This window comes from Streptomyces sp. NPDC048106, from assembly GCF_040706415.1.
Lineage (GTDB): Bacteria > Actinomycetota > Actinomycetes > Streptomycetales > Streptomycetaceae > Streptomyces.
In genome coordinates this window covers 59,250-83,456 of record NZ_JBEZND010000021.1, presented here as the reverse complement: position 1 = coordinate 83,456, position 24,207 = coordinate 59,250, and the positions used below count along the sequence as shown (strand labels likewise).

Here is a 24,207-nt window from a genome sequence, read left to right as displayed (position 1 = left end):
GGCGGTCGCGTCCCGGCGCTACGAGGCCGCCAGCACCCCCGTGTAATACACCGTCCCCGCGCACTCCCCCGGCACCTTCGCGGACGCCGTGGGGCCGCCGGCCGCGGGCGTGTGGGTGACCAGGACGCTGCCGTCGGCCTGGGCGCCCGTGCCCAGCTGGGGGGTGGTGCCCGTGGAGCTGCCGAGGTCGGCCCCGCCGTCGCTCGGCGTGGGGCTCGGATCGGGGGTGGCGCCGCCGTCCGTGCCGCCGGACGGGCCGCCGCCGGTGGCGGGGCAGGTCTCGGAGGGGACGAAGGCGAACTGCTCCTGGTAGGCGGCGCCGGGCTGGAGCACCAGGCCGGCGACCTCCTGGGAGGGGTCGGGCAGGCCCGTCGCCGCGTCGCCCGCCGCGTGCCGCGCGACGGCGATCTTCGCGGGATCCGCCGCGCCCTGCGCACTCGCGCCCACCGTGCCCGCGCCGCTCACCGTGCAGGGGCCGGAGGAGACGTTGGTGACGCGGAACGTGCCGTACACGACCCCCGCCGAGTCCGGCGCGGTCGCGCTGCCCGTGACGGAGCCCAGCTGGGCCGGCGTACACACCGGGACGCCCGCGGTCGCGGTGGCCGAGGGGTCCGCGCCACCGGCGGCGCCGGTGGCTCCCGCGCTGTTCCTGTCCTTGTCCCCGAGCTTTCCGGGCCCCGTGCCGGGCTGGGCCGCGCCACCGGCGGCGCCGGTCCCGCCGCTCGCCCGGCCGCCCTTGTCCTTGCCGTGCCCCGCGCCGGAGTGCGCCTGCGAGGACTGGCCGGCCATCGCGGTGTCCGGGTCGGAGCCGCCGGAGCCGGAGACATGCACGAGGGCCGGGATGGCCATGCCGAAGAAGAGGGCCGCGGCGGCCATGCCCACGGCCGCCTGCCGCTTGCGGGCCCGCCGCGCGGGTACCGCTCGCCGCAGGTGCTCCAGCGTGCCCGCGCCCGGCTCGATGCCGTCGACCGCGGAGTGCAGCATCCGCCGCACCGCCGCCTCGTCCGAGCCGAGCCCGCCGAGCGCCGGGGCGAGCCACTCCCCGTCGGCTCCCGGACCGGGCCTCCCGGAGCCCTGGTCCAGGCCCTCCGAGCCGGACCCCCCTTCGTCGAGGGAGCCGCCGGAGCCGAGGAAACCGGCCCCGTCCCGGTCTCGTTCGGGTCCGAGCCCCCCGGTGCTCCTGTCGTCGGGGCCGTGGTTCACAGTTTCGTTCCCAGCGTGCGGTGAGGTGTGGTCGTGGCGGTGCGGTGCGGGTGTCCGGTCATGACGGTGCCTCCATGGCCACCCGCAGCGCGGCGATGCCGCGCGAACCGTACGCCTTCACCGAGCCCAGCGAGACACCGAGGGTCTCGGCGACCTGGGCCTCGGTCATGTCCGCGAAGTAGCGCAGGACCAGGACCTCCCGCTGGCGGCGCTGGAGACCCTTCATCGCCTTGATGAGGTCGCGGCGCTCCAACTGGTCGTACGCGCCCTCCTCCGCGCTCGCCATGTCCGGCATCGGCTTGGACAGCAGCTTGAGGCCGAGGATGCGGCGGCGCAGCGTGGAGCGGGAGAGGTTGACGACCGTCTGCCTGAGGTAGGCGAGGGTCTTCTGCGGGTCGCGGACGCGTTTGCGCGCCGAGTGGACCCGGATGAATGCCTCCTGGACGACGTCCTCGCAGGAGGCGGTGTCGTCGAGGAGGAGTGCCGCGAGGCCCAGCAGCGAGCGGTAGTGCGCCCGGTAGGTCTCGGTGAGATGGTCCACGGTGGTGCCGGTGACGGCATCCGTGGCCGCGGTCTCGTCGGCGCCGTCACGCTGACCGGGTATGCGGGCGGGCCGCGCGGCTGGCATGGGCGCGATCACCGGCATGCCGCCGGACGTGCGGGGGCGCCGCGCCGCGCGCGGCGGCCGTAGGGCCGCGGTGCCGCGCGCCCCGGTGAGTTCCAGTACCTCTGCCACGCCAGTTGGACACGTCTGCCCCCGCCAGGGTTGTACGCGCCGGGCGTCACATGTGCGACAGCCGGCGGTGCCTCAAGTGCCGTCATGCGTCCCGCTCTTCCCCTATGTCCGATGTGGACGGGCGTCCCCGCGCCCGGTCCGCTCACGGCGCCCCCACGCCCCGAAGAGTGACCGCAAAGACGCTCCCCGCCCTCCGCGCGGTTGCGGAGAGCGGGGAGGCACATCTTCTGTCGCCGAGAGGAACGGCTCAAGTGGTTTGGACCATGCCACCGGACACACTTCTCACACAGATCCTACAAAGCGGCAACACCGGTCAGCGGGCGGACTCCTGGGCGACCAGCTCGGCGATCTGGACGAGGTTCAATGCGGCGCCTTTGCGCAGATTGTCGCCGCAGACGAAGAGTTCGAGCGCGGTCGGGTCGTCCAGCGCCTGCCGCACCCGGCCCACCCAGGTGGGGTCGGTGCCCACCACGTCGGCCGGGGTCGGGAACTCGCCGGCCGCCGGGTCGTCGCACAGCACCACGCCGGGCGCGGTGGCGAGGATCTCGCGGGCGCCGTCCACTCCGGCCACCCCCTGGAAGCGGGCGTGGACCGTGAGGGAGTGGGTGGTGACCACCGGCACCCGGACACAGGTGACGGCGACCGGCAGGCCGGGCAGCGAGAGGATCCGCCGGGCCTCGTCGCGCACCCGCAGCTCCTCCGAGGACCAGCCGTCCTCGGCCGCGGTGCCGGCCCACGGTACGACGTTCAGCGCGACCGGCTCCGGGAACGGGCCGGTGGCGTCGCCCACGACCCGCCGTACGTCTCCCGGCGCGGTGCCCAGCTCGGTGCCGGCGACCTGGGAAAGCTGGGCCCGCAGCGTGTCCACCCCGGCCCGGCCCGCCCCGCTCACCGCCTGGTACGAGGAGACCACCAGCTCGCGCAGCCCGTACTCGGCGTGCAGCGCGCCGAGGGCGACGATCATCGTGAGGGTGGTGGCGCCGGGGTTGGCGATGATGCCGCGCGGGCGGTTGCGCGCCCGGTGGGCGTTGACCTCGGGCACCACCAGGGGCACGTCCGCGTCGGCGCGGAAGGCGCCGGAGTTGTCCACGACCACCGCGCCGGACGCGGCGGCGACCGGCGCCCACTCGGCGGCGACCTGCTCCGGCACGTCGAACAGGGCGATGTCGACCCCGTCGAAGGCGTCCTCGGTCAGGGCCGCCACCTCGACCTCCGCCCCGCGCACGGTCAGCTTGCGGCCGGCCGGGCGGGGGGAGGCGAACAGACGGATCTCGCCCCAGACGTCCGCGCGCTGGGACAGGATCTGGAGCATGACCCGGCCGACCACTCCGGTCGCTCCCACGACCGCGAGCGTCGGCTTGGCGGTCATCGGCCGGTGCCTCCGTACACGACGGCCTCGTCGGTGTCGGAGTCGAGCCCGAAGGCGGTGTGCACGGCGCGCACGGCCTCCGGCACGTCGTCCTTGCGGGTGACGACCGAGATGCGGATCTCGGAGGTCGAGATCAGCTCGATGTTCACGCCCGCGTCGGACAGCGCCTCGAAGAAGGCCGCGGTGACGCCCGGGTTGGTCTTCATACCCGCGCCGACCAGGGAGATCTTGCCGATCTGGTCGTCGTAGCGCAGCGAGTCGAAGCCGATGCCGGGGCGGTTGCGCTCCAGGGCGTCGATGGCCTTGCGGCCCTCGGTCTTCGGCAGGGTGAAGGAGATGTCCGTCAGGCCGGTGGCGGCGGCGGACACGTTCTGCACGACCATGTCGATGTTGATCTGCGCGTCGGCGATGGTCCGGAAGATCGAGGCGGCCTCACCCGGCTTGTCCGGCACGCCGACGACCGTGATCTTGGCCTCGGAGGTGTCGTGCGCGACACCGGAGATGATGGCCTGTTCCACCTTCTTGACCCCAATCGGCTCACTGCTGACCCACGTGCCCTGCAATCCGCTGAAGCTGGAGCGTACGTGGATCGGGATGTTGTAGCGGCGGGCGTACTCCACACAGCGGTGGAGGAGCACCTTGGAGCCGGAGGCCGCGAGCTCCAGCATGTCCTCGAAGGAGATCCAGTCGATCTTCTTCGCCTTCTTCACCACCCGCGGGTCGGCGGTGAACACGCCGTCCACGTCGGTGTAGATCTCGCAGACCTCGGCGTCGAGGGCGGCGGCGAGGGCCACGGCGGTGGTGTCGGAGCCACCGCGGCCGAGCGTGGTGATGTCCTTCTTGTCGGCGCTGACGCCCTGGAAACCGGCGACGATCGCGATGTTGCCCTCGTCCAGCGCGGTCCGGATGCGGCCCGGCGTGACGTCGATGATCCGGGCCTTGTTGTGGACCGAGTCGGTGATGACGCCGGCCTGGCTGCCGGTGAAGGACTGGGCCTCGTGGCCCAGGTTTTTGATCGCCATGGCCAGCAACGCCATGGAGATCCGCTCTCCGGCGGTCAGCAGCATGTCGAATTCACGTCCGGCAGGCATCGGAGAAACCTGCCCGGCGAGATCGATCAGCTCGTCCGTCGTGTCGCCCATCGCGGAAACGACGACGACAACCTGGTTGCCGTTCTTCTTCGCTTCCACGATCCGCTTGGCGACGCGCTTGATGCCCTCGGCATCGGCTACGGAGGAGCCTCCGTACTTCTGCACGACAAGGCCCACGTGCGCTCCTCGCTCGGTTCGTTTGTGTCGGCTCAGTTTAACGAGCGTCCGAAATCCACCGCCCTGCTCCCGCATGGTGAGACATCGGCCGGAGGGCCTCGGACGCCCGCTTCCGCAGGGCCTCCTGCCCGCCGGACGCCGGGCCACGCGGAACGTGCCCCGGGTCACACCCGGGGCCGCGCCCGTTCACGCCGTCACGAACCCGGCCTGATCCCCAGCGGCGCGCCGATCTCCTCGGCCATGACGCGGCCCGCCTCGAACTCCAGCGTCTCGTCGCCCATGGGCGTCTGGTCGGTGTCCAGGCCGTCGAGCTCTTCCAGGGGCTGGTTGAGGCGGACGTGGATGAGGACCGACTGGAGGGCGCGCAGCACGGCGGAGGCCATGGAGCCCCAGTTGGAGAAGTAGGAGAACTGCCACCACCACAGGGCCTCGGTGGTGCGGCCCGCGCGGTAGTGGGCCATGCCGTGGCGCAGGTCGGTGATGATGTCGGCGAGGTCGTCGGAGATCCGGGCCGGCACCGGGGCCTTGCGGGGCTCGTAGGGGTCGAAGACCTCGGAGTAGACGTCGACGGGCTCCAGCAGCCGGGCGAAGTTCTCCCGCAGCCCGTCCACGTCCGGCTCCGGGCCCGGATCGGGCTCGTAGCGCTCGTCCGGGACGAAGTCCTCGTGGGCGCCGAGGCGGCCGCCGGCCAGCAGCAGCTGGGAGATCTCCAGGAGGAGGAAGGGGACGGTCGAACCGGGCTCGTCGCCCCGCGCGACCTCGGTGACGGCCACCAGGAAGCTCTCGACCTGGTCCGCGACCTGTACCGCGAAGTCGTCGGGGTTCTGCGACGTGGCGTGCAACGTGGCGTCAGACATCTAGGAGTCGTCTCCCCTCGAAGGCGCGGCCGAGGGTGACCTCGTCCGCGTATTCCAGGTCGCCACCCACCGGGAGGCCGCTGGCCAGGCGGGTGACCTTCAGGCCCATGGGCTTGATCATGCGCGCGAGGTACGTCGCCGTCGCCTCGCCCTCGAGATTCGGATCGGTGGCCAGGATCAGCTCCGTGACCGTCCCGTCGGCGAGCCGCGCGAGGAGTTCCCGTATCCGCAGGTCGTCGGGGCCCACGCCCTCGATGGGGCTGATCGCCCCGCCGAGCACGTGGTAGCGGCCGCGGAACTCGCGGGTGCGCTCGACCGCGACGACGTCCTTCGGCTCCTCCACGACACAGATCACCGAGGGGTCGCGGCGCGGGTCACGGCAGATGTTGCACAGCTCCTCCTGCGCGACATTGCCGCACGTCACGCAGAAGCGGACCTTCGCCTTGACCTCCAGGAGCGCCTGCGCGAGCCGCTTCACGTCCGTCGGCTCGGCCTGAAGGACGTGGAAGGCGATCCGCTGCGCGCTCTTGGGACCGACGCCGGGCAGCCGCCCCAGCTCGTCGATGAGGTCCTGGACCACGCCTTCGTACAACGGACTGCCCTTCCTGGAGACCTTTCGGTACGTACGCTAGTTGGACCCGGGTCAGAACGGCAGACCGGGGATGCCCGAGCCGCCGCCCAGACCCTGCGCCAGCGGGCCGAGCTTCTGCCGCTGGAGCGCCTGCGCGTTCTCGTTGGCCGCCTGCACGGCGGCCACGATCAGGTCGGCGAGGGTCTCGGTGTCCTCCGGGTCCACCGCCTTCGGGTCGATCTTCAGGCCGCGCAGCTCACCCGAGCCGGTCACAGTGGCCCTGACCAGGCCGCCACCCGCCTGCCCGTCGACCTCCGTGTTCGCCAGTTCCTCCTGGGCGAGCTGAAGATCCTGCTGCATCTTCTGGGCCTGCTGGAGCAACTGCTGCATGTTGGGCTGGCCACCACCGGGGATCACGATCAGCTCCTCTACGTCTTTCTCCTTGGCACGAGCCTACGTGGTCCAGGCGGCCATCACACCGCCACTCTTTCGAGTGAGGGAGTTGCCGGACCGGTAGCTGATCAAGACCCTCTTCCGGGCGGAATAGCGGGGAAAGTCACGACCGGGCCACCCATTGGGCGGTAGGAAGGGTGGCGCACATCGGCAGGTGGTGTCACGCTACGTGACCGGTCGCGATCAGTTAGGGAGTGCCGGGTGGGTCAGCCGGAGATGCAGCCCGAGGGGCCGCCCCAGGACGGGCGGGGCGAGGGCTCGGCCGGACCCCGGCCGGGTGATCTGACCGGGCGGGCGCTGCCGCCCGGCGACTGGGGCGAGCCCGGCGAGCGGCTGGACGAGCTGTACCGGTGGGTGGAGCACGGCGCGCTGCGGACGGCGGACTGGTACCTGCGGGACCGGGTGTGGAAGCGGCGCGGGGCGCGGGTGCTGCGGGCGGGGGCGGCGGTGGGGGCGGCGACCGGGGCGGCGCTGCCGCTGCTGGACCTGACGGGGGTGGTGAGGGGCGTGGCCTCGTGGGGCTGCCTGGCCCTTCTCCTCGCGGCCGCGTTCGCCGGTGCGGACCGGTACTTCGGGGTGACGTCCGGCTGGATGCGGGACGTGGCCACGGCGCAGGCGGTGCAGCGCCGCTTGCAGGCGCTCCAGTTCGACTGGGCGGTGGAGGGGGTGCGGGAGGTGCTGGGCCCCACCGAGGGGACGGCGAGCGAGGCGGCGGAGCGGTGCGTGGTCCTGCTGCGCCGCTTCTCGGAGGATGTGACGGAACTGGTCCGGGCGGAGACGGCGGACTGGATGGTGGCGTTCCGGGCGGGCGCGGTGCCGATGGGGATGCAGGCGGTGGCGTACGTGCCACGGCAGGAGGCGGTGGGGCAGGGGGGCGGCAGGTTCCTGCTCCCGCCGGCGGGCGGGAGCCGCCCGAACATGCCCCGGCAGCGCCCACCGGAGCCGCGCTGACGCTCCCGCGCGCGGCGGGAGCCGGCCGCCGTCACCCTGTCACTGCCTGGTGTACGTCAGGTTCTCCCCGCCCCCCGGCTGCGCCCGCCGCAACCGCCCGTCCGGCAGCAGGCTGACCTCCGTCGGCTTGCCCGGCGTGCAGGCGGAGGCGGGTTCACCGCTGGTGACGGTGGACGGCCCGATCTCCAACGGCCCCTGGGCTCCCGGCGCTTGGCTGAGACTGGCCTCGAAGACGCAGCGGTACGACCCGCCGCCGTCCGCCGGCCCCTGCGCGACCAGCGTCAGCACGCCGTCCCCCACCGCGCCCTGGCGGATCGTCAGTTGACGGGTGTTGGTGCCGCTCGCGTTGTCGATGGTCGCCGTCCAGGTCCCGAGGTAGGCGTCCGGCACGGCACCGGCGGCCGGGGAGGAGGGCGACGCCGAGGGCGAGGACGAGGCGGGATCAGGACCGCGCTCCCCCGCGCCGGTGGGCGACGCGGACTCCGAGGCCGACGCGGGCCCGGCCGCGTCGCTCCCCTTCCCGTGGGCCCCGCTGTTGAGCAGCGCGTACACCGAGCCGCCCGCCCCCAGGGCGACGACCACCGCGATCACCACGAGCAGGGCCGTGGACCGCCCGCTGCGCCGCTCGGGCTCGGGTTCCGCGCCGTACGGCGGGTACGGCTGGTGCGGTTGGTACGGCGGGTCCGGCTGCCGGGGGTGCCCGTACCCGAAGGCGTCCGGAGGCGGCGCGGCGGCGGCGTCCTGCACGAAGTGCGGCGGCTGGACGCCCTGTTGGGGGTGCTGCTGGGGGTACTGCGGGGGGTACTGCGGGGGGTACTGCGGGGCCTGCCGCGGTGGCTGCCCGTACGCCCCGGGAACCGTCGCGGGCAGCCCCGCCGCCGACGGAGGCAGCCGCTCGGTCCCGGCCTCGGCACCGGCCGCCGGATCCGCCGCCGCGCCGTCGCGGACGGCGGCGTGCTCGGGCGAACCGCCGCCCTGGGCAACGGCGTTCCCGGCGCCCCGGCCCGCGGCCGGCCCCGGTTCCGCCGGGCCCGGGTCCGCCGTCCGGTCCTCACCCCGCGGCTCCTCGACCTCCAGCAACCCCACCGCGTGCCGCCCCAGTTGGGCCACCAGCGCGCCCGGCAGCCACGGGTCGCGGGAGCGGCCGTCGGACACGGTGTCCTCGGCCCCCGTGCGCTCCAGCAGCACGTCCAGCGCGGGGCGTGCCGCCGGGTCCTTGCGCAGGCACGCCCGTACCAGGTCGGCGATCCCTTCCGGCACCCCCGCCAGATCCGGTTCCTCCTGGGCGATCCGGAACATCAGCGCGTGCACCCCGCTGCCGGCGTTCCCGAACGGCATCCGCCCGGTCGACGCGTACACCAGCACCGACCCGAGCGAGAAGACGTCGCACGCCGGCGTGACCCGGTCGCCGCGCACCTGTTCCGGCGCCATGAACCCCGGCGAGCCGACCAGCGACCCGGTCACGGTGAGCCCCTCCACGGTGAGCCCCTCGCCGCCCGCCGCGGCCGTCTCCAGGGCGCGGGCGATGCCGAAGTCGATCACGCGCGGCCCGTCGATGGTCACCAGCACGTTGGACGGCTTCAGGTCCCGGTGCACGATCCCGGCCGCATGGATGTCCTTCAGCGCGTGCGCGAGCCCCGCCGCGAGGATCCGTACCGACCGCTCGGGCAGCGCGCCGTGATCGTGCCCGACGATCCTCTGCAGGCTGGGCCCGGCCACGTACCCCGTGGCCACCCACGGCACCGCCGCCTCGGTGTCCGCGTCCAGCACCGGCGCGGTCCAGTACCCGCCGACCCGCCGCGCGGCGCCCACCTCGCGCCGGAACCGCGCCCGGAACTCCTCCCGCGCGGCCAGTTCCCCGCGCACCAGCTTGACGGCGACCGTACGACCGCGGTCCGAGCGGGCCAGGTACACCCGGCCCATGCCGCCCGCGCCCAGCCGGGCCAGCAGCCGGTACCCCCCGATCTCCTGCGGGTCTCCAGGCCCGAGTTCCTCCATGACCGCCCGCCCTTCCCGCCCCGTCAGCCGTCACAATGGCCCGAGAATAATCCGGTCGTACCGAGTGCCGGAGGCCCAGCGGTCCACGGTTCCGTAACAGGCTTCACGCCTGTGCCCGACTTAGTGTCGACAACCTGTCGCGGATTCGGCCCGCTCACGGAACAGGACGCCGATACCCCTTCCGCATCGCGGACATTTACGCTCACCGGCATGACCCCTCAGCCCAATCCCGGAGCCGGCGCCGCCGTGAAGGCCGCGGACCGTGCGCACGTCTTCCACTCCTGGTCCGCCCAGGACCTCATCGACCCGCTCGCCGTCGCCGGCGCCGAGGGGTCGTACTTCTGGGACTACGACGGCACGCGCTACCTGGACTTCACCAGCGGGCTCGTCTACACCAACATCGGCTACCAGCACCCCAAGGTCGTCGCGGCCATCCAGGAGCAGGCGGCGAAGATGACCACGTTCGCCCCGGCGTTCGCCATAGAGGCGCGCTCGGAGGCGGCCCGGCTGATCGCCGAGCGGACGCCCGGCGACCTGGACAAGATCTTCTTCACCAACGGCGGCGCCGACGCCGTGGAGCACGCGGTGCGCATGGCCCGCGTGCACACGGGCCGCGCGAAGGTGCTCTCGGCGTACCGCTCTTACCACGGCGGTACCCAGCAGGCCGTGAACCTCACCGGTGACCCGCGCCGCTGGCCCTCCGACAGCGGCACCAGCGGTGTCGTGCACTTCTGGGCGCCCTTCCTCTACCGCTCCCGCTTCTACGCGGAGGCGGAGGAACAGGAGACCGCGCGGGCGCTGGAGCACCTGGAGACGACGATCGCCTTCGAGGGTCCCGGCACGATCGCCGCGATCATCCTGGAGACCATCCCCGGCACGGCCGGGATCATGGTGCCGCCGCCGGGCTACCTCGCCGGGGTGCGCGAGCTGTGCGACAAGTACGGGATCGTCTTCATCCTGGACGAGGTCATGGCCGGGTTCGGCCGTACCGGCGAGTGGTTCGCGGCCGATCTGTTCGGTGTCGTCCCGGACCTGATGACCTTCGCGAAGGGCGTGAACTCCGGCTACGTCCCGCTCGGCGGCGTCGCCATCTGCGGGGAGATCGCCGAGACCTTCGGCAAGCGCCCCTACCCGGGCGGCCTCACCTACTCCGGACACCCGCTGGCCTGCGCCGCGGCCGTCGCCACGATCAACGCGATGGCCGAGGAGGGCGTGGTGGAGAACGCCAGGCGGCTCGGCGAGACGGTGCTCGCGCCGGCGCTCGCGGAGCTGGCCGCGCGGCACCCGAGCGTGGGCGAGGTCCGCGGCGTGGGCATGTTCTGGGCGCTGGAGCTGGTCAAGAACCAGGAGACGCGCGAGCCCCTGGTGCCGTACAACGCGGCCGGCGAGGCGAACGCGCCGATGGCCGCCTTCGCCGCGGCGGCCAAGAAGCACGGCCTGTGGCCGTTCGTGAACATGAACCGCACCCATGTGGTGCCGCCGTGCAACACGAGCGAGGCCGAGCTGAAGGACGGCCTGGCCGCCCTCGACGCCGCGCTGACCGTCGCCGACGAGTACACGGCGTAACGGTTCGGCGCTGCCGTCGGCCGAGGCCGAACGCGTAAGGTGACGTGCTCGTAAGCCCCGAAGAGTTGGGCATACGTGCGAGCACGTCACCCATACGCGTGAGGAGAGACCGGCCATGTCCGGCAATGGCACCGTCACCCGCAGCACCCTGCGCCAGCAGATCGCGGACGCGCTCCGTGACGAGGTGCTGGCGGGGCGGCTGCGGCCGGGCCGGGCGTTCACCGTGAAGGAGATCGCCGACCAGTACGGCGTCTCCGCCACCCCGGTGCGCGAGGCACTGGTCGACCTGTCCGCGCAGGGCATCCTGGAGGCCGACCAGCACCGCGGCTTCCGCGTCCCGGAGTACTCGCTCGCCGACTACCGGCACATGATCGAGGCCCGCAGCCTGGTCACGGACGGCATGTTCCAGACCCTCGCCGCCGGTCACCCCGCCTTCTCCACCGCGCCCGAGGACCCGCGCACCCGCGCCCTCCTGGCGACGGTCCGCCGCCGCGGCGAGGAGGCCCAGCGCGCCGCCACCGCGGGCGACCTCACCATCCTGATCGGCTACGACCTGCGCTTCTGGCGCGAGTTGAGCGTCCTGTTCGGCAACCCCTATCTCGGCGACTTCCTGCACCGGCTGCGCGTGCAGTCCTGGGTCTGCGCGGTCCAGCACCTGCGCCGCCTCCCCGATCTGCGTGGCCGCCTGTGGGCCGGGCACACGGAGCTGGTCGAGGCCCTGGCCCGCCGCGACACCGAGGCGTCCCGCGCCCTGGTCGCCGCGGCCAACGCGCACTCGCTGGCACTGGTGGAGGATCTGTCCGATAGCTGAGCGGACGTGGGGGTATGGGAGCGCACGTGCACCGATTACGCTTCCTGGACCACATCTCCGTGTGAGGAGCCCTCTTTGGCCTGTGACCTGTGGCTGGTACCGCTCGTCGACGTGTTGTGCCACACGCCGGACAACCCGTTCGCCGAGGAACTCGCGCACTACAACCACGCGCTGGCCGCGGCGGGGCTGCCGCCGGTGCCGGTGTACCAGTACATGCCGGGCCTGTCCGGCGAGGTCGCACCGGTCGCCGGCTTCGACTACGACGCCCTGCACTTCCTGCGCCGCGCCTACCTTCTCCAGGTCTGCGGGCTGCCGGTGACCCCGGTGGACGAACTCGGCGGCGACTACGAGCAGTTGCTGGAGATGTTCGAGTCCACGGCCCAGCAGTCACACCTGGTCTGGCACTACGACCACGCGGGTGCGTACGTCCCGGTGGACTTCCCGCATCCGCTGTCGGACGAGCAACTCCTCGCCGGGGGCGGCCCGTTGGGCTCCTCCCAGGCGCTGCTCCGCGAGCTCCAGCACGTCGCCCCGGCCATCGGCATCGACCCGGCCAACCCCCCGGCGCCCCCCGCTCCCCCGGCGGCCCCCACCGAGCTGGAGGAACCGGCCGCCCCCACCCCCTACGACCCCAACCCCTTCGCCCGCGAGCGCCACGTCTGGCTGGGGCTGCACGCCGCCGCGACCCGTTCCCTGGCCCAGGGCTCGATGATCGTCTTCAGCTGAGGGCGGCCCTGGACACGTCCTCTCCGCAACCACCGTCTGGTCGGCGCGGCCGCCCGGGGACCCTCCGCCTCTCCGGCACCGCCGCCGTCACCGGCGACACGGCGACGACCGAACGGCCGCCCGCGCCCCCCACCGGGGCGCGGGCGCCGCCGTGTCCGGCAGGGCTCAGAACACCGGCGTCCCGTCCTGGGTCAGCTTCCAGTTGGTGACGGCGAAGTCCGCTGGGTCGAGGGACTTCGTCGCGGTGACGTAGTCGATCATCATGTCGCGGATCTCGTTGGGCGAGCTGTACGCGGTCTCCGCCGTGGCGATGTGCGGGTAACCCGAACCGCCGTTGGAGCGGTAGTTGTTGACGGCGACCACGAAGACCTGGTCGTCGGCGACGGGGGCGCCGTCGTAGCTGAGGTTCTTGATGCGGGAGCCCTCGGGCTGGGCGATGTCGATCTCGTAGTCGACGCCGGCCGCCGTGTCGTACATGTAGTCCCAGAAGCTGTTGGCGTTGGTCAGGGTCGCGGTGTCGACCTTCGTGCCCGCCGGCACCTGGTGGTAGTACTTGGCCGCGTACTCCAGGTAGTCCTTGAGCTGGGCGCCCGTGAGCTTCTTGGCGTAGAGGGTGTTGTCGTAGATGTAGAGGCCGGCGATGTCCTTGATGGTGACGTTGCCCTGCGGGATGTCGGCCGTGCGGCTGAAGGGCGCCGCGACCGAGATCAGCGGGAGGGCGGCGTCCGCCGCCGACAGGCCCGGCCTGACCGTCTCGATCTGGACCTTGTGGATGAAGTCCATGATCGGCACGTCCTTCCAGCAGGCCTCCGCGCCCGAGAGGTCCGCCGTGCAGGTGCCGACCGGGGTGTTGACGTACTTCACCACCAGCTCGTGGTCGGCCTCCAGGAGCTTCTTGATCTCCGGGTCCTCGTCCACCCCGTTGGGGTTGAGGGTCTGCGCCTTCTTGCCCGTCACCTTCCACTGGCCGCGGTGGAGTTCGAGCTCGAAGTCGAAGACGCTGAGCCGGTAGCCCCAGCAGTACGGCTCGGACAGCAGGACGTCCTCGCCGGTCTCCTCGTTCTTGACGGTGTACGACGGCACCTCGACGTGGGTGTGGCCCACGAGGATCGCGTCGATGCCCGGGACCTGCTCGGCGACCAGGTTGGACGCGTTCTCGACGTAGGGGAGCGAGTCGCCCCACGAGGAGGAGCCGTCCAGGCCGGAGTGGTCGGTCAGGAAGACGACGTCACAGCCGAGGGCGCGCAGCCGCGGCACGTACTTCTTCGCCTGCTCGACCAGGCCCGGGAAGACCAGCTTGCCGCCGACGTTGTCCTTGTCCCAGATCGCGATGCCGGGGTTGGTCAGGCCGAGGATGCCGACCTTGATGTCGGGGGCGCCGGGCACCTTGATGTGCTTGACGGTGTACGGCTGGAAGGCGGGCCGCAGCGAGTCCGCGTGCAGGGCGTTCGCGCCCAGCAGCGGGAAGTCGCACTGGTCCTCGAACTTGCGCAGGGTGTCGATGCCGTAGTTGAACTCGTGGTTGCCGAGGGCGGCGGCGTCGTAGCGCATCTGGTTCATGGCGGTGGCCATGGGGTGCTTGGGGCCGCCGGTGCCGGTGATCGGGTCGACCCGGGCGAAGTAGTAGGCGAGGGAGGTGCCCTGGATGATGTCGCCGGCGTCGACGAGCAGCACGCGGTGCTCGCCCTTGGCCTCGCGCTGCTGCTTGATGAGGGTGGCCACGCGGGCCACGCCGACCGAGTTGCCCGTCTTGTCGGTGTAGGGCGCGTCCGCGTAGTAGTCCCAGTCGAAGACGTGGCCGTGCAGGTCGGTGGTGCCCAGGATGGAGAACGACCAGGTGCGCGGCGCCTTCGCGGAGGGACCGTTCTCGGCCGCCTCGGCGGTGCCGGTGCCCACCGCGCCGGCCGCGGCCACGGCGGCGCCGGTGGCGGCCGACTTCTTCACGAACTCCCGGCGGTTCATGGGACTGTGGGTCATTCAAGGCTCCTGAGACTGGAGTTGGCGCGTGCTGAGGGTCGTTCCATGCGGAGGCTACCCGCGTAGATCGTGCTCGCGCCCCGCAGCGCCGCAAAACCAGGAAATGCCCATGTCCGGGTCAAGGATGAGTCATGGTGGCCGAAACGCGAAAGCGCCCGCCGGTGACGCCCGAAGGCGTGTCCGGCGGGCGCTGCCGCACGGTGAAGCGGAGCCGAACTCCGGCTTACAGGAAGGAGTTGACCTCGATGGTCTCGTCCCGGCCCGGGCCCACGCCGATCGCGGAGATCGGGGCGCCGGACATCTCCTCCAGCGCCTTGACGTAGTTCTGCGCGTTCTTCGGCAGATCGGAGAAGGACTTGGCCCTGGTGATGTCCTCGGACCAGCCCGGCAGGTTCTCGTAGACCGGCTTCGCGTGGTGGAAGTCGCTCTGCGAGTAGGGCAGTTCCTCGACGCGCTTGCCGTCGATCTCGTACGCCACGCAGACCGGGATCTGCTCCCAGCCGGTGAGGACGTCGAGCTTGGTGAGGAAGAAGTCGGTGAGGCCGTTCACCCGGGTCGCGTACCGCGCGATCACCGCGTCGAACCAGCCGCAGCGGCGGTCCCGGCCGGTGGTCACACCGCGCTCGCCGCCGATCCGGCGCAGCGCCTCGCCGTCCTCGTCGAACAGCTCGGTCGGGAACGGCCCCGCGCCGACCCGGGTGGTGTACGCCTTGAGGATGCCGATGACCCGGCTGATCTTCGTCGGACCCACGCCCGCGCCGGTGCAGGCGCCGCCGGCGGTCGGGTTGGAGGAGGTGACGAAGGGGTACGTGCCGTGGTCGATGTCGAGCAGCGTGCCCTGGCCGCCCTCGAACAGCACGACCTTGTCCTCCTCCAGGGCCTGGTTGAGGATCAGCACGGTGTCGGCGACGTACGGCCTGATCTGCTCGGCGTAGCCCAGCAGTTCCTCGACCACCTGCTCGGCGGCGATGGCGCGGCGGTTGTAGAGCTTGGTGAGGATCTGGTTCTTGACGTCGAGCGCCGCCTCCACCTTCTGGTGGAGGATCGACTCGTCGTACAGGTCCTGGACCCGGATGCCCACGCGGTTGATCTTGTCCGCGTAGGTGGGGCCGATGCCACGTCCGGTCGTGCCGATCTTCCGCTTGCCGAGGAAGCGTTCCGTCACCTTGTCGACGGTGACGTTGTACGGCGTGATGACGTGTGCGTTGCCGCTGATGAGGAGCTTGGAGGTGTCGACGCCACGCTCGTTCAGACCGCTCAGCTCGGAGAGCAGGACCGAGGGGTCGACGACGACACCATTGCCGATGACCGGCGTGCATCCGGGAGAGAGGATGCCGGAGGGCAGGAGGTGGAGGGCGTACTTCTGGTCGCCGACGACGACCGTGTGGCCGGCGTTGTTGCCGCCCTGGTATCGCACCACATAATCCACCGATCCACCGAGCAGGTCGGTGGCCTTCCCCTTGCCCTCGTCACCCCACTGAGCACCGAGCAGCACAAGTGCGGGCACGCGCGTACACCCCTTCCGGGCGGGGCATGTCCAAGGTCAGGGGCGTGGGCGTAAGGTTCACCGCCGCGTGCCACCGCGACCGTCGTTGGCCGCACAACCGTCGGACCGGATGCCCCGGAATAGACGAAGCCCCTGGCGCAATAGCGCAAGGGGCTCTTGCACAAAGATGCTACCCGAGGAAGCGAGGCAGGACCGAGGTGGCGACTTTCGCGACGTCCGATCAGCTGCTGGTGATCATCGATCCGGGGGCACGGCAGACGGACGGGGAGTCCGTACGGATCGCGAAAGACGTGCTCAGCGCGGGTGCGGCGGCCAAGGTGTGTCTCCCGGAAGGGCCGGCGGAATTCGCGCGGGCACTGGGCCGTAGGGGTGCTCGCCGTCCGGTGGTGGTGGGCGACGACGCCGCCCTGCTGCGGGCGGTGACCCTGCTCCACCGGGGGCGGGAACTGGACGGATGCGCGCTCTCGGTGGTGCCGGTGGGCGAGGCGGTCACCCTGGCGCGGTCCCTGGGGGTGCCGGCCGGCGCGGTGGCGGCGGCGCGGGCGGTGCTGGACGGCGAGGAGCGCCGGCTCGATCTGCTGGCCGACGACAGCGACGGGCTGGTCCTCGGCGGGCTCGCCATCCCCGCGGCCCCGGTGCGGGCGCCCGTCCCCGCGCCGATGGCGGCCGCCGCCCGGCCCTGGTACCGGTCCCTGGTGCGCACCCTGACCCCGCGTCCGACCCGGCTGACCGCGATACCCGCCCCCGGCCCCACCCGGCTGCGGGTGGAGGTCGACGGCGAGGCGCTGGTGGACCTCGACCAGCCGGTGGAGTCGGTCCGCCTGGCCCCGGCCACCGGCGGCCTGGCCGCGCTGGAGATCCGCCCCCTCTCCGTGGGCGCGGAGGCGACCCCCCTCAGGGCCTCGGGCCGCACCGTCACGGTGACCGGCCCCGACTTCCACTACCGCGCCGACACGGGGGTGCGGGGACCGGTGCGGCGCCGGACGTGGCGGGTGCTGGAGGAGGCGTGGACGCTGGTGCTGCCCGCCCGTACGTGACTCTCGGTGACAGCCGGCCTCAGCGGGCGTACTTCTCGTCCCGGTAGACCCGCCACCGTTCCATCATCTCCGCCACGTCCCGCTCGATGAACTCGAAGAAGTCCAGCGTCTCGGACAGGCGGCGGCCCGCGGGGGTGTCGGCGCCGAGGCTGGCGACCCCCTCGCGCAGGGCGTCCTCCCAGCGCTTGATGATGGCGTCGCGCCTGGTGAGGGCCTCGTACCACTGGTCGCTGCGGACGCGGTAGCGCTCGCGCCGGGAGCCGGGTTCGCGTTCGCGGGAGACCATGTGGACCTGGGCGAGGTAGCGCACCGCGCCGGAGACGGCGGCGGGGCTGATCCTGAGCTGTTCGCCGAGCTGGGCCGAGGTCAGGGTGCCGGTGTCGGAGGCGAGCAGCGCGGCGAAGACACGGGAGGGCATGCGGGTCATCCCGGCCTCGACCATCTGGGCCGCGAAGCGCTCCACGAACGTCGAGACCGCCTCGGGGTCCCGCCCCGCCGATTCCTCCCCCGTCGCTTCCGTCATGGCCTCACCGTACCCGAACTTTAGGGACCTTCGGTAACTTCACAAATTTCTGAAAGAAGCGTACGTTCTGGCCATGACGAAGGCAATCACGGTCGCCGGACTCCACAAGTCCTTCGGCCGTACCCACGCGCTGGACGGTCTCGACCTCGACGTCGAGACCGGCGAGGTGCACGGCTTCCTCGGGCCGAACGGCGCGGGCAAGTCGACCGCCATCCGGGTGCTGCTCGGGCTGCTGCGCGCCGACGCGGGCGCGGTGCGGGTGCTGGGCCGCGATCCGTGGCGGGACGCGGTGGAGGCGCACCGGCGGATCGCCTATGTGCCCGGCGATGTGACCCTGTGGCGCAACCTGTCCGGCGGCGAGGTCATCGACCTGCTCGGGCGGCTGCGCGGAGGCCTCGATCCCCGGCGGCGCGCCGAACTGGTCGAGCGCTTCGAGCTGGACCCGACGAAGAAGGGCCGCACCTACTCCAAGGGCAACCGGCAGAAGGTCGCCCTGGTCGCCGCCTTCGCCTCGGACGTGGACCTGCTGATCCTGGACGAGCCGACCTCGGGCCTCGACCCCCTGATGGAGGAGGTCTTCCGGCGCTGTGTGGAGGAGGAGCGGGCGCGCGGTCGTACGGTCCTGCTCTCCTCCCACATCCTCAGCGAGGTGGAGCAGCTGTGCGACCGGGTCAGCATCATCCGCAAGGGGCGGACGGTGGAGAGCGGTTCGCTGGCCGAGCTGCGGCATCTGACCCGGACCAGCGTGACCGCCGAACTCGCGGGCCCGCCCCGGGGACTTGCCGGGCTGCCGGGCGTGCACGACCTCGACGTCCAGGGCCGGCGGGTGCGGCTCCAGGTGGACACCGACCAGCTCGACGGGCTGTTGCGCGCGCTCGGCGAGTCCGGGGTGCGGACGCTGACGTCGACGCCGCCGACGCTGGAGGAGCTGTTCCTACGGCATTACGCGGACGGCGCCGACGACACCGACCCGCAGGCGGACCCGGACGGGGTGGCGGTGTGAGCGCGGTGGTGAGCGGCTCCGTACGGGCCGGTGGCGCGCGGCCGTTCGCGGGCACCGGCATCCTGGTGCGCCTCGCGCTGCGCCGGGACCGGGTGATGGTCCCGGTGTGGATCGCGGTGATCGCGCTGGTCGTGCTGTCCATGCCGGGCAGCCTCCAGTCGCTCTACGGCACCCCGGCCGCCCGCGCCCAGCTCATGCACCAGATGGCGGCGAACACCTCGCTGCGCGCCATGGTCGGGCCGGTCTTCGCCGACTCGCTGGGCGCGCTCACGGCCTGGCGCGTCGGGGTGTACGCCGGCGCGCTCGCCGCCGTGATGAGCCTGCTGGTCGTCGTGCGGCACACCCGGGACGAGGAGGAGAGCGGGCGGCAGGAGATGGTGTCGTCCGGGATGGTCGGGCGGCGGGCCCCGCTGACGGCCGCGCTGGTGACGGCGGCGGGCGCGAACGCGGTCCTCGTGGTGCTGATCGCGGCGGGCCTGGCCGCGTGGGGCGGCGCGGGGGCGGTGGCGTTCGCGCTCGGGGTCGGCGGGGTCGGGCTGGTGTTCGCGACCATGGCGGCGATCGTCGCCCAGCTGACGGAGAGCGCGCGGCTGGCCCGGGGGCTGACGTCGGCGGTGCTGGGCGCGGCGTTCGTGCTGCGCGCGGCGGGCGACTCGGCGTCCTCCGACGGTTCCTCGGTGCTCACCTGGCTGTCGCCGCTCGGCTGGCTGGAGGACCTGCGCCCGTTCGCGGGCGAACGCTGGTGGGTGCTCGCGCTGTTCGCGGGGGCGGCGCTGGCGCAGGGCGCGGTCGCCTACGGGCTGGCCGGGCGCCGGGACCTCGGGATGAGCTTCCTGCCCACGCGTCCGGGACCGGCGGCGGGGCGGCTCGGTACGGCGGGCGCGCTGGCCTGGCGGTTGCAGCGGGGCGGCGTGCTGGGCTGGGGACTGGGGTTCTTCGTCGCCGGGGTGGTGTACGGCGGGGTCGCGACCGGCGCGGCGGACCTGGTGCGCGGCAGCGACCAGGCGCGGGAGATCTTCGAGCGGATGGGCGGCCGATCGGGGCTCACGAACGCGCTGCTGGCGGCGCTGATCGGGATGCTGGGGCTGGTGGCCGCGCTGTACATCGTGCAGTCGGTGCTGCGCCTGAACGGCGAGGAGTCCACCGGCCGCGCCGAACCGGTCCTCGCGGGCGCGGTCGGCAGGCTGCGCTGGGCCGCCGGGCACCTGGTGATCGCCTTCGGCGGCGCGGCCCTGCTGATGCTGCTCACCGGCCTGGGCTTCGCCGCCGGTTACGGCGGGGACACCGGCCCCCTCGTGGCCGCCTGCCTCCTCCAGCTCCCCGCCATCTGGGTCATCGGCGGCATCGCCGTGCTGCTCTACGGCGTCCTGCCGCGCGGCGCCGGCGCCGCGTGGGGCGTCGCGGGCGCCGTCCTCCTCCTCGGCTGGATCGGCCCCGCCCTGAAGGCCCCCCAGCCCCTGCTGGACCTCTCCCCCTTCACCCACCTCCCGAAGCTGCCGGGCGGAACGGTGCACTGGCCACCGGTCCTGCTCCTGACGGGAATCGCGGCAGCACTGGTGGCGGCGGGACTGGCGGGACTGCGGAGGAGGGATGTGGCGGGGTGAGGGGGGTCAGTCGACGTACCGCTTCAGCCTCTCGGTGTCGAGTTCGATACCGAGAGGCTGGGGGATCGGCACCTTGGCGCCGAAGGCCTCCTTGTGGGTGTCGCGATAGCCGACGCCCGGGTTCGGGTTACTGAACAGGGTGACCGTGTGATCGTCGCGGTCGACCAGCAGGTAGAAGGGGATTCCGGCCGCGCCGTAGGCGGCGGGCTTCTCCTGGCGGTCACGCCGGTCGGTGTCGGAGTCGTAGGAGGTGACCTCGAGAACCAGGAGCGCACCGGTCGGATCGGCCCACTCGCCGTGTCCGGCGAAGTGGCGCCTGGGCACGAGAACCCCGTCCGGCCGCACCCGCCCCGCGCGGTACTCCTCCACCTTCAACCCTTGCCCCTGATACAGATCCAGCTCAGGCCGTGCCTGCATGCACTGCTTCATCAGCCACAGCACGATGCTGTTGCGGTCGCCGTCAGCCGCTTTCTTGATCCCGATCCGTCCGTTGATCAACTCGAACCTGACGGCGTCGTCGGTCTCCCTGGCCGCGAACTCGGCGATCCTCTCGAACTCCTCCACCGACATCTGGGCCGACCGCACGTCACGCTGTGCCATAACCGTCTTGGTGCCCTCCTCCTCAGGCAGGCACCAGCGTGCCGGGCGGGCGGGGCGCATATGCCGGAACGGTCGCGCGATCAGCCGAACGGGTGATCAGCGCACCTCCACGTCCAGTCCCTCCAGGCCGCGGATCACGAAGTTCGGTTTGCGGGTCGGTTCGGTGGTGAGGGCGAGGGTGGGGGCGCGGCGGAGCAGGGCGGTCATGGAGGCGGTCAGTTCGAGGCGGGCCAGGGGGGCGCCGATGCAGTAGTGGATGCCGGCGCTGAAGGAGATGTGGGGGTTGTCGGCGCGGGCGAGGTCCAGGCGGGCGGGGGCGGAAAAGACGGCCGGGTCGTGGTTGGCGGAGCCGAAGAGCATGGCGATCTCCGCGCCGCGCGGGATGGTGATGCCGTCGATCTCGATGTCGTCCAGGACCCAGCGTTCGAAGAGCTGGAGCGGGGTGTCGTAGCGCATCAGCTCCTCGATCGCGGTCGGGACCAGGCCGTGGTCGGCGCGCAGGGCGGCCAGCTGGCCGGGGTTACGGAAGAGGGCCCACCAGCCGTTCACGGTGGCGTTGACGGTGGCCTCGTGCCCGGCGTTGAGCAGCAGGACGGCGGTGGAGATCATCTCCTGCTCGGTCAGCCGCCCACCGTCCTCATCGTGCGCGGCGATCAGCCCGGAGATCAGGTCGTCCCCCGGCCGTCCGCGCCGCTCGGCGATCAGCTCCCGCAGATACCCGGAGAACTCCTGCGACGCCCGCACCGCCCGCGCGGCCGTCTCCTCGGACGGGTTCAGCTCGTACATCCCGCAGATCGCCGCCGACCAGGGCCGCAGCGGCCCCCGGTCCGCCGGCGGGATCCCCAGCAGCTCCGCGATCACCGCCACCGGCAGCGGTTCGGCGACGTCCGTCAGCAGGTCCCCGCCGCCGTCCCGGACCAGGCCCGCCACCAACTCGTCCGCCAAGCCGTGCACATACGGCCTCAGCCGCTCCACCGTGCGCGGCGTGAACGCCTTCGACACCAGCCGCCGGATCCGGGTGTGGTCCGGCGGTTCCAGGTCCAGCATCCCGTGGTCGTTGAGCGTGTGGAACGGCTCGTGCGCGGGCGGCGGCGCGGTCCTGCCGAACTCCTCGTGCGTGAACCGGTGCTGATACGTCCGCCCCAGCCGCCGGTCCCGCAGCAGCGCCGAGACGTCCGCGTGGTGCGGCACCAGCCACTGGTCCGTGGGCTCGTACCGGATCACCCGGCCGCGTGCGCGCAGCTCGGCGTAGGCCGGGTACGGGTCGGCCAGGAACGCCGGGTCCCAGGGGTCGAAAGCGAGGTCTGCAGGCCCTGACATGTGCCGACGCTAACGCGCGCGGCCGGATTCCCACCAGGCCACGGCGTCAGCCCGGGGTCACCAGGCGCGCCTCGTACGCGAACACCGCCGCCTGCGTCCGGTCGCGCAGGCCCAGCTTCACCAGGATGCGGCTGACGTGGGTCTTCGTGGTGGACTCGGCCACCACCAGGCGTTCGGCGATCTCCGCGTTGGACAGGCCCTGGGCGATGAGGACGAGGACCTCGGTCTCGCGGTCGGTGAGGTCGCCGTAGGCCGCCTGGGCGGTGCGCGGCGGGCGGCGGGCCTCCGGGAGGCGGGAGAACTCGGAGATCAGGCGCTTGGTGACAGAGGGCGCCAGCAGGGCCTCACCGGCCGCCACCACCCGTACCCCGTCGGCCAGTTCGCGGGCCGAGGCGTCCTTGAGGAGGAAGCCGGAGGCGCCCGCGCGCAGGGCCTGGTAGACGTACTCGTCCAGGTCGAAGGTGGTCAGCACCAGGACCTTCGCCGTGGCGTCGGCCGCGACGATCTCGCGGGTCGCCTCGATGCCGTTCAGCTCGGGCATGCGGATGTCCATCAGGACGACGTCCGGGGCGAGTTCACGCACCCGCTCCACCGCCTCGCGCCCGTTGACCGCCTCGCCGGCGACCTCGATGTCCGGCATCGCGTTCAGCAGGACGGAGAAGCCCTCGCGGACCATCATCTGGTCGTCGGCTATCAGGACGCGGATCGTCATGCGTCGCCCTCGGGTCCGGCCGCCGGGGCGGGCACGGGGAGGAAGACCGTCACCTCGTAGCCTCCCTCGGTCGTGCGGGCCGCCGTCATCTCGCCGTCCAGCATGGTGACACGCTCCCGCATGCCCGTGATGCCGTGCCCCGCGCCCGGCGACGGCTTCGCCGGACCCGGCGCGGGCGGCGGCCCGTTGACCACGCGCAGGCCGAGACCGCCGAGGACGTAGGCGACCTCCACACGGGCGCTCGCCCCCGGCGCGTGCCGCAGGGCGTTGCTCAGCGCCTCCTGGACGATCCGGTAGGCGGACAGCTCCACCCCCTGCGGCAGCGCGCGCACCGCGCCGGTCACCGCCTTGTCCACCGTGAGCCCGGCCTCGCGCACGTTGGCGAGCAGCCCGTCGAGGTCGGCCAGCGTGGGCTGCGGCGCGTCGGGCACCGCGTGCTCCTCGGCGCGGACGACCCCGAGGACCCGGCGCAGTTCGGTCAGGGCCGCCACCGCGTTCTCCCGGATGGTGACGAACGCCTTCTCCAGCTCCGGCGGCGGGTTCTCCACCCGGTACGGCGCCGCCTCCGCCTGGATGGCGACCACCGACATGTGGTGGGCGACCACGTCGTGCAGCTCGCGCGCGATGGTGGTGCGCTCCTCCAGCAGGGTGCGCCGCGAGCGCTCGTGCTCGGTGACCGTCTGCTGCGCGGTCACCTCCAGCGCGGCCTCGCGGCGGACGTGCCACACGGCGACCACCAGCAGGATCAGCGCGGACAGGAGCAGCATCCGGGCCACGTCGCCATGGTCGTCCGTCCGGCCCAGCAGGCCCCCGGCGACGAAGCCGTACACCCCGGTCAGCACCCACATCCAGGCCGCCGTGCGCGGGCGGGTGCGGATCGACACGACGGTGAGCACCACCAGGTGTGAGACGAATCCGCCCGGCACCCATGTCCCGCCCCAGTACCCGCCGCTGAGGACCCCGCTGACCAGGGACGCGGCGAGGGACGCCCAGAACGCGCCGACCGGCCGTACCAGGGTCAGCAGGACCGGTGTCAGGGCCAGCAGTCCGCAGATCAGGGCGGGCAGCTCGGAGGCGCCGTCGCCGCTCATGCCCAGCCACATCGCCACCAGGCCGAGGAAGACGACCACGGCGTGCGGGGTCCTGGCGGCGTACTCCCGCATCCGCCCCGACTGGCCGCGCACGAGCGGGCTGCCGGGGCCGAGGCGGGGCAGCGGGCGGTAGGCGAAGGCCCCGTGGAACAGGTCCTGCCGCAGCCCGCCGAGGGCGTCGGCGGCCAGCCGGAACTCCGGGCTGTGCGGCCGGCCGGCCCCGGCCGGCGGACTCGCGGGCGTGTGCGTCGTCTCGGTCACGAAACGAACGGTAGGCGGCGGACGGCCGCGCGTCGTCAGCTCGGAGAGGGGTTCCGCGAGGTC

Annotated in this window: 22 protein-coding genes; 7 read left to right on the top strand and 15 right to left on the bottom strand. The window is 72.5% G+C overall.

The window, feature by feature from the left end; genetic code table 11:
- Positions 1-18: 18 nt before the first annotated feature.
- From AB0927_RS21930 to AB0927_RS21900, 7 genes are all read right to left on the bottom strand, one after another.
- Positions 19-1,203 (bottom strand): hypothetical protein, encoded by a 1,185-nt coding sequence (locus AB0927_RS21930; RefSeq protein WP_366669350.1) that lies wholly within the window; start codon positions 1,201-1,203, stop codon positions 19-21.
- Between the two features lie 58 nt (positions 1,204-1,261).
- Entirely contained in the window at positions 1,262-1,939 is a 678-nt protein-coding gene (locus AB0927_RS21925) for a SigE family RNA polymerase sigma factor (RefSeq protein ID WP_366669349.1), read from the bottom strand.
- 313 nt (positions 1,940-2,252) lie between these two features.
- Entirely contained in the window at positions 2,253-3,308 is a 1,056-nt protein-coding gene (locus tag AB0927_RS21920) for an aspartate-semialdehyde dehydrogenase (RefSeq protein ID WP_366669348.1), read from the bottom strand.
- Positions 3,305-4,576, bottom strand: coding sequence for an aspartate kinase (locus tag AB0927_RS21915; protein ID WP_366669347.1), 1,272 nt, complete (start codon positions 4,574-4,576; stop codon positions 3,305-3,307). The genes AB0927_RS21920 and AB0927_RS21915 overlap by 4 nt, the downstream gene beginning before the upstream one ends.
- A 194-nt stretch (positions 4,577-4,770) precedes the next feature.
- Positions 4,771-5,433 carry a DUF5063 domain-containing protein gene (locus AB0927_RS21910; RefSeq protein WP_366669346.1) on the bottom strand — a complete coding sequence of 221 codons (663 nt, stop codon included), beginning with the start codon at positions 5,431-5,433 and terminating at the stop codon, positions 4,771-4,773.
- Entirely contained in the window at positions 5,426-6,025 is a 600-nt protein-coding gene (recR, locus tag AB0927_RS21905) for a recombination mediator RecR (protein ID WP_366669345.1), read from the bottom strand. The genes AB0927_RS21910 and recR overlap by 8 nt, the downstream gene beginning before the upstream one ends.
- Before the next feature lie 51 nt (positions 6,026-6,076).
- Positions 6,077-6,421, bottom strand: coding sequence for a YbaB/EbfC family nucleoid-associated protein (locus AB0927_RS21900; RefSeq protein ID WP_366669344.1), 345 nt, complete (start codon positions 6,419-6,421; stop codon positions 6,077-6,079).
- Positions 6,422-6,658: 237 nt separating this feature from the next.
- On the opposite strand from AB0927_RS21900, the gene AB0927_RS21895 reads away from it, so the two are divergent.
- Positions 6,659-7,408: an SLATT domain-containing protein gene (locus AB0927_RS21895; protein ID WP_366669343.1), complete on the top strand. Its 750-nt coding sequence runs from the start codon at positions 6,659-6,661 to the stop codon at positions 7,406-7,408.
- A gap of 39 nt (positions 7,409-7,447) precedes the next feature.
- Here the strand turns inward: AB0927_RS21895 and AB0927_RS21890 are convergent, their stop codons facing one another.
- On the bottom strand, positions 7,448-9,406 hold the full coding sequence (locus AB0927_RS21890) for a serine/threonine-protein kinase (RefSeq protein WP_366669342.1): 1,959 nt from the start codon (positions 9,404-9,406) through the stop codon (positions 7,448-7,450).
- 210 nt (positions 9,407-9,616) lie between these two features.
- Between AB0927_RS21890 and AB0927_RS21885 the strand changes: the two genes are divergently transcribed.
- The 3 genes from AB0927_RS21885 (at position 9,617) to AB0927_RS21875 (ending at position 12,509) form a co-directional block, all read left to right on the top strand.
- Positions 9,617-10,972: an aspartate aminotransferase family protein gene (locus tag AB0927_RS21885; protein WP_366669341.1), complete on the top strand. Its 1,356-nt coding sequence runs from the start codon at positions 9,617-9,619 to the stop codon at positions 10,970-10,972.
- 115 nt (positions 10,973-11,087) lie between these two features.
- Entirely contained in the window at positions 11,088-11,783 is a 696-nt protein-coding gene (locus AB0927_RS21880) for a GntR family transcriptional regulator (protein WP_366669340.1), read from the top strand.
- Between the two features lie 75 nt (positions 11,784-11,858).
- The gene (locus AB0927_RS21875; protein ID WP_366669339.1) at positions 11,859-12,509 is read left to right on the top strand and encodes a hypothetical protein; all 651 of its coding nucleotides are present in this window, start codon (positions 11,859-11,861) and stop codon (positions 12,507-12,509) included.
- Between the two features lie 165 nt (positions 12,510-12,674).
- On the opposite strand, the gene AB0927_RS21870 is transcribed toward AB0927_RS21875, so the two are convergent.
- Together AB0927_RS21870 and AB0927_RS21865 are read right to left on the bottom strand one after the other, a co-directional pair.
- Positions 12,675-14,486, bottom strand: a complete 1,812-nt coding sequence (locus tag AB0927_RS21870) for a 5'-nucleotidase C-terminal domain-containing protein (protein ID WP_366669338.1) — start codon at positions 14,484-14,486, stop codon at positions 12,675-12,677.
- A 223-nt stretch (positions 14,487-14,709) separates the two neighbouring features.
- The gene (locus AB0927_RS21865) at positions 14,710-15,993 is read right to left on the bottom strand and encodes an adenylosuccinate synthase (protein WP_366669337.1); all 1,284 of its coding nucleotides are present in this window, start codon (positions 15,991-15,993) and stop codon (positions 14,710-14,712) included.
- 197 nt (positions 15,994-16,190) lie between these two features.
- Here AB0927_RS21865 and AB0927_RS21860 point away from each other — a divergent pair, with 197 nt between their 5' ends.
- Positions 16,191-17,030, top strand: a complete 840-nt coding sequence (locus AB0927_RS21860) for a diacylglycerol kinase family protein (RefSeq protein ID WP_366669336.1) — start codon at positions 16,191-16,193, stop codon at positions 17,028-17,030.
- Positions 17,031-17,049: 19 nt separating this feature from the next.
- Here the strand turns inward: AB0927_RS21860 and AB0927_RS21855 are convergent, their stop codons facing one another.
- Positions 17,050-17,553: a MarR family transcriptional regulator gene (locus AB0927_RS21855; RefSeq protein ID WP_366669335.1), complete on the bottom strand. Its 504-nt coding sequence runs from the start codon at positions 17,551-17,553 to the stop codon at positions 17,050-17,052.
- A gap of 73 nt (positions 17,554-17,626) precedes the next feature.
- Here AB0927_RS21855 and AB0927_RS21850 point away from each other — a divergent pair, with 73 nt between their 5' ends.
- Positions 17,627-18,556 carry an ABC transporter ATP-binding protein gene (locus AB0927_RS21850; RefSeq protein WP_366669334.1) on the top strand — a complete coding sequence of 310 codons (930 nt, stop codon included), beginning with the start codon at positions 17,627-17,629 and terminating at the stop codon, positions 18,554-18,556.
- A 5-nt stretch (positions 18,557-18,561) separates the two neighbouring features.
- Positions 18,562-20,160, top strand: coding sequence for an ABC transporter permease (locus AB0927_RS21845; RefSeq protein WP_366669399.1), 1,599 nt, complete (start codon positions 18,562-18,564; stop codon positions 20,158-20,160).
- A gap of 6 nt (positions 20,161-20,166) precedes the next feature.
- On the opposite strand, the gene AB0927_RS21840 is transcribed toward AB0927_RS21845, so the two are convergent.
- The 4 genes from AB0927_RS21840 to AB0927_RS21825 all read right to left on the bottom strand — a co-directional run bounded on the left by AB0927_RS21840 (position 20,167) and on the right by AB0927_RS21825 (position 24,144).
- On the bottom strand, positions 20,167-20,730 hold the full coding sequence (locus AB0927_RS21840; RefSeq protein ID WP_366669398.1) for a Uma2 family endonuclease: 564 nt from the start codon (positions 20,728-20,730) through the stop codon (positions 20,167-20,169).
- A gap of 126 nt (positions 20,731-20,856) precedes the next feature.
- Positions 20,857-22,080, bottom strand: a complete 1,224-nt coding sequence (locus tag AB0927_RS21835) for a cytochrome P450 (RefSeq protein ID WP_366669333.1) — start codon at positions 22,078-22,080, stop codon at positions 20,857-20,859.
- Positions 22,081-22,126: 46 nt separating this feature from the next.
- Complete coding sequence (locus AB0927_RS21830; RefSeq protein WP_366669332.1) at positions 22,127-22,792, bottom strand: response regulator transcription factor; 666 nt, start codon at positions 22,790-22,792, stop codon at positions 22,127-22,129.
- Positions 22,789-24,144, bottom strand: a complete 1,356-nt coding sequence (locus AB0927_RS21825) for a histidine kinase (RefSeq protein ID WP_366669331.1) — start codon at positions 24,142-24,144, stop codon at positions 22,789-22,791. Before AB0927_RS21825 ends, AB0927_RS21830 begins: the two co-directional genes overlap by 4 nt.
- Positions 24,145-24,207: the final 63 nt, after the last annotated feature.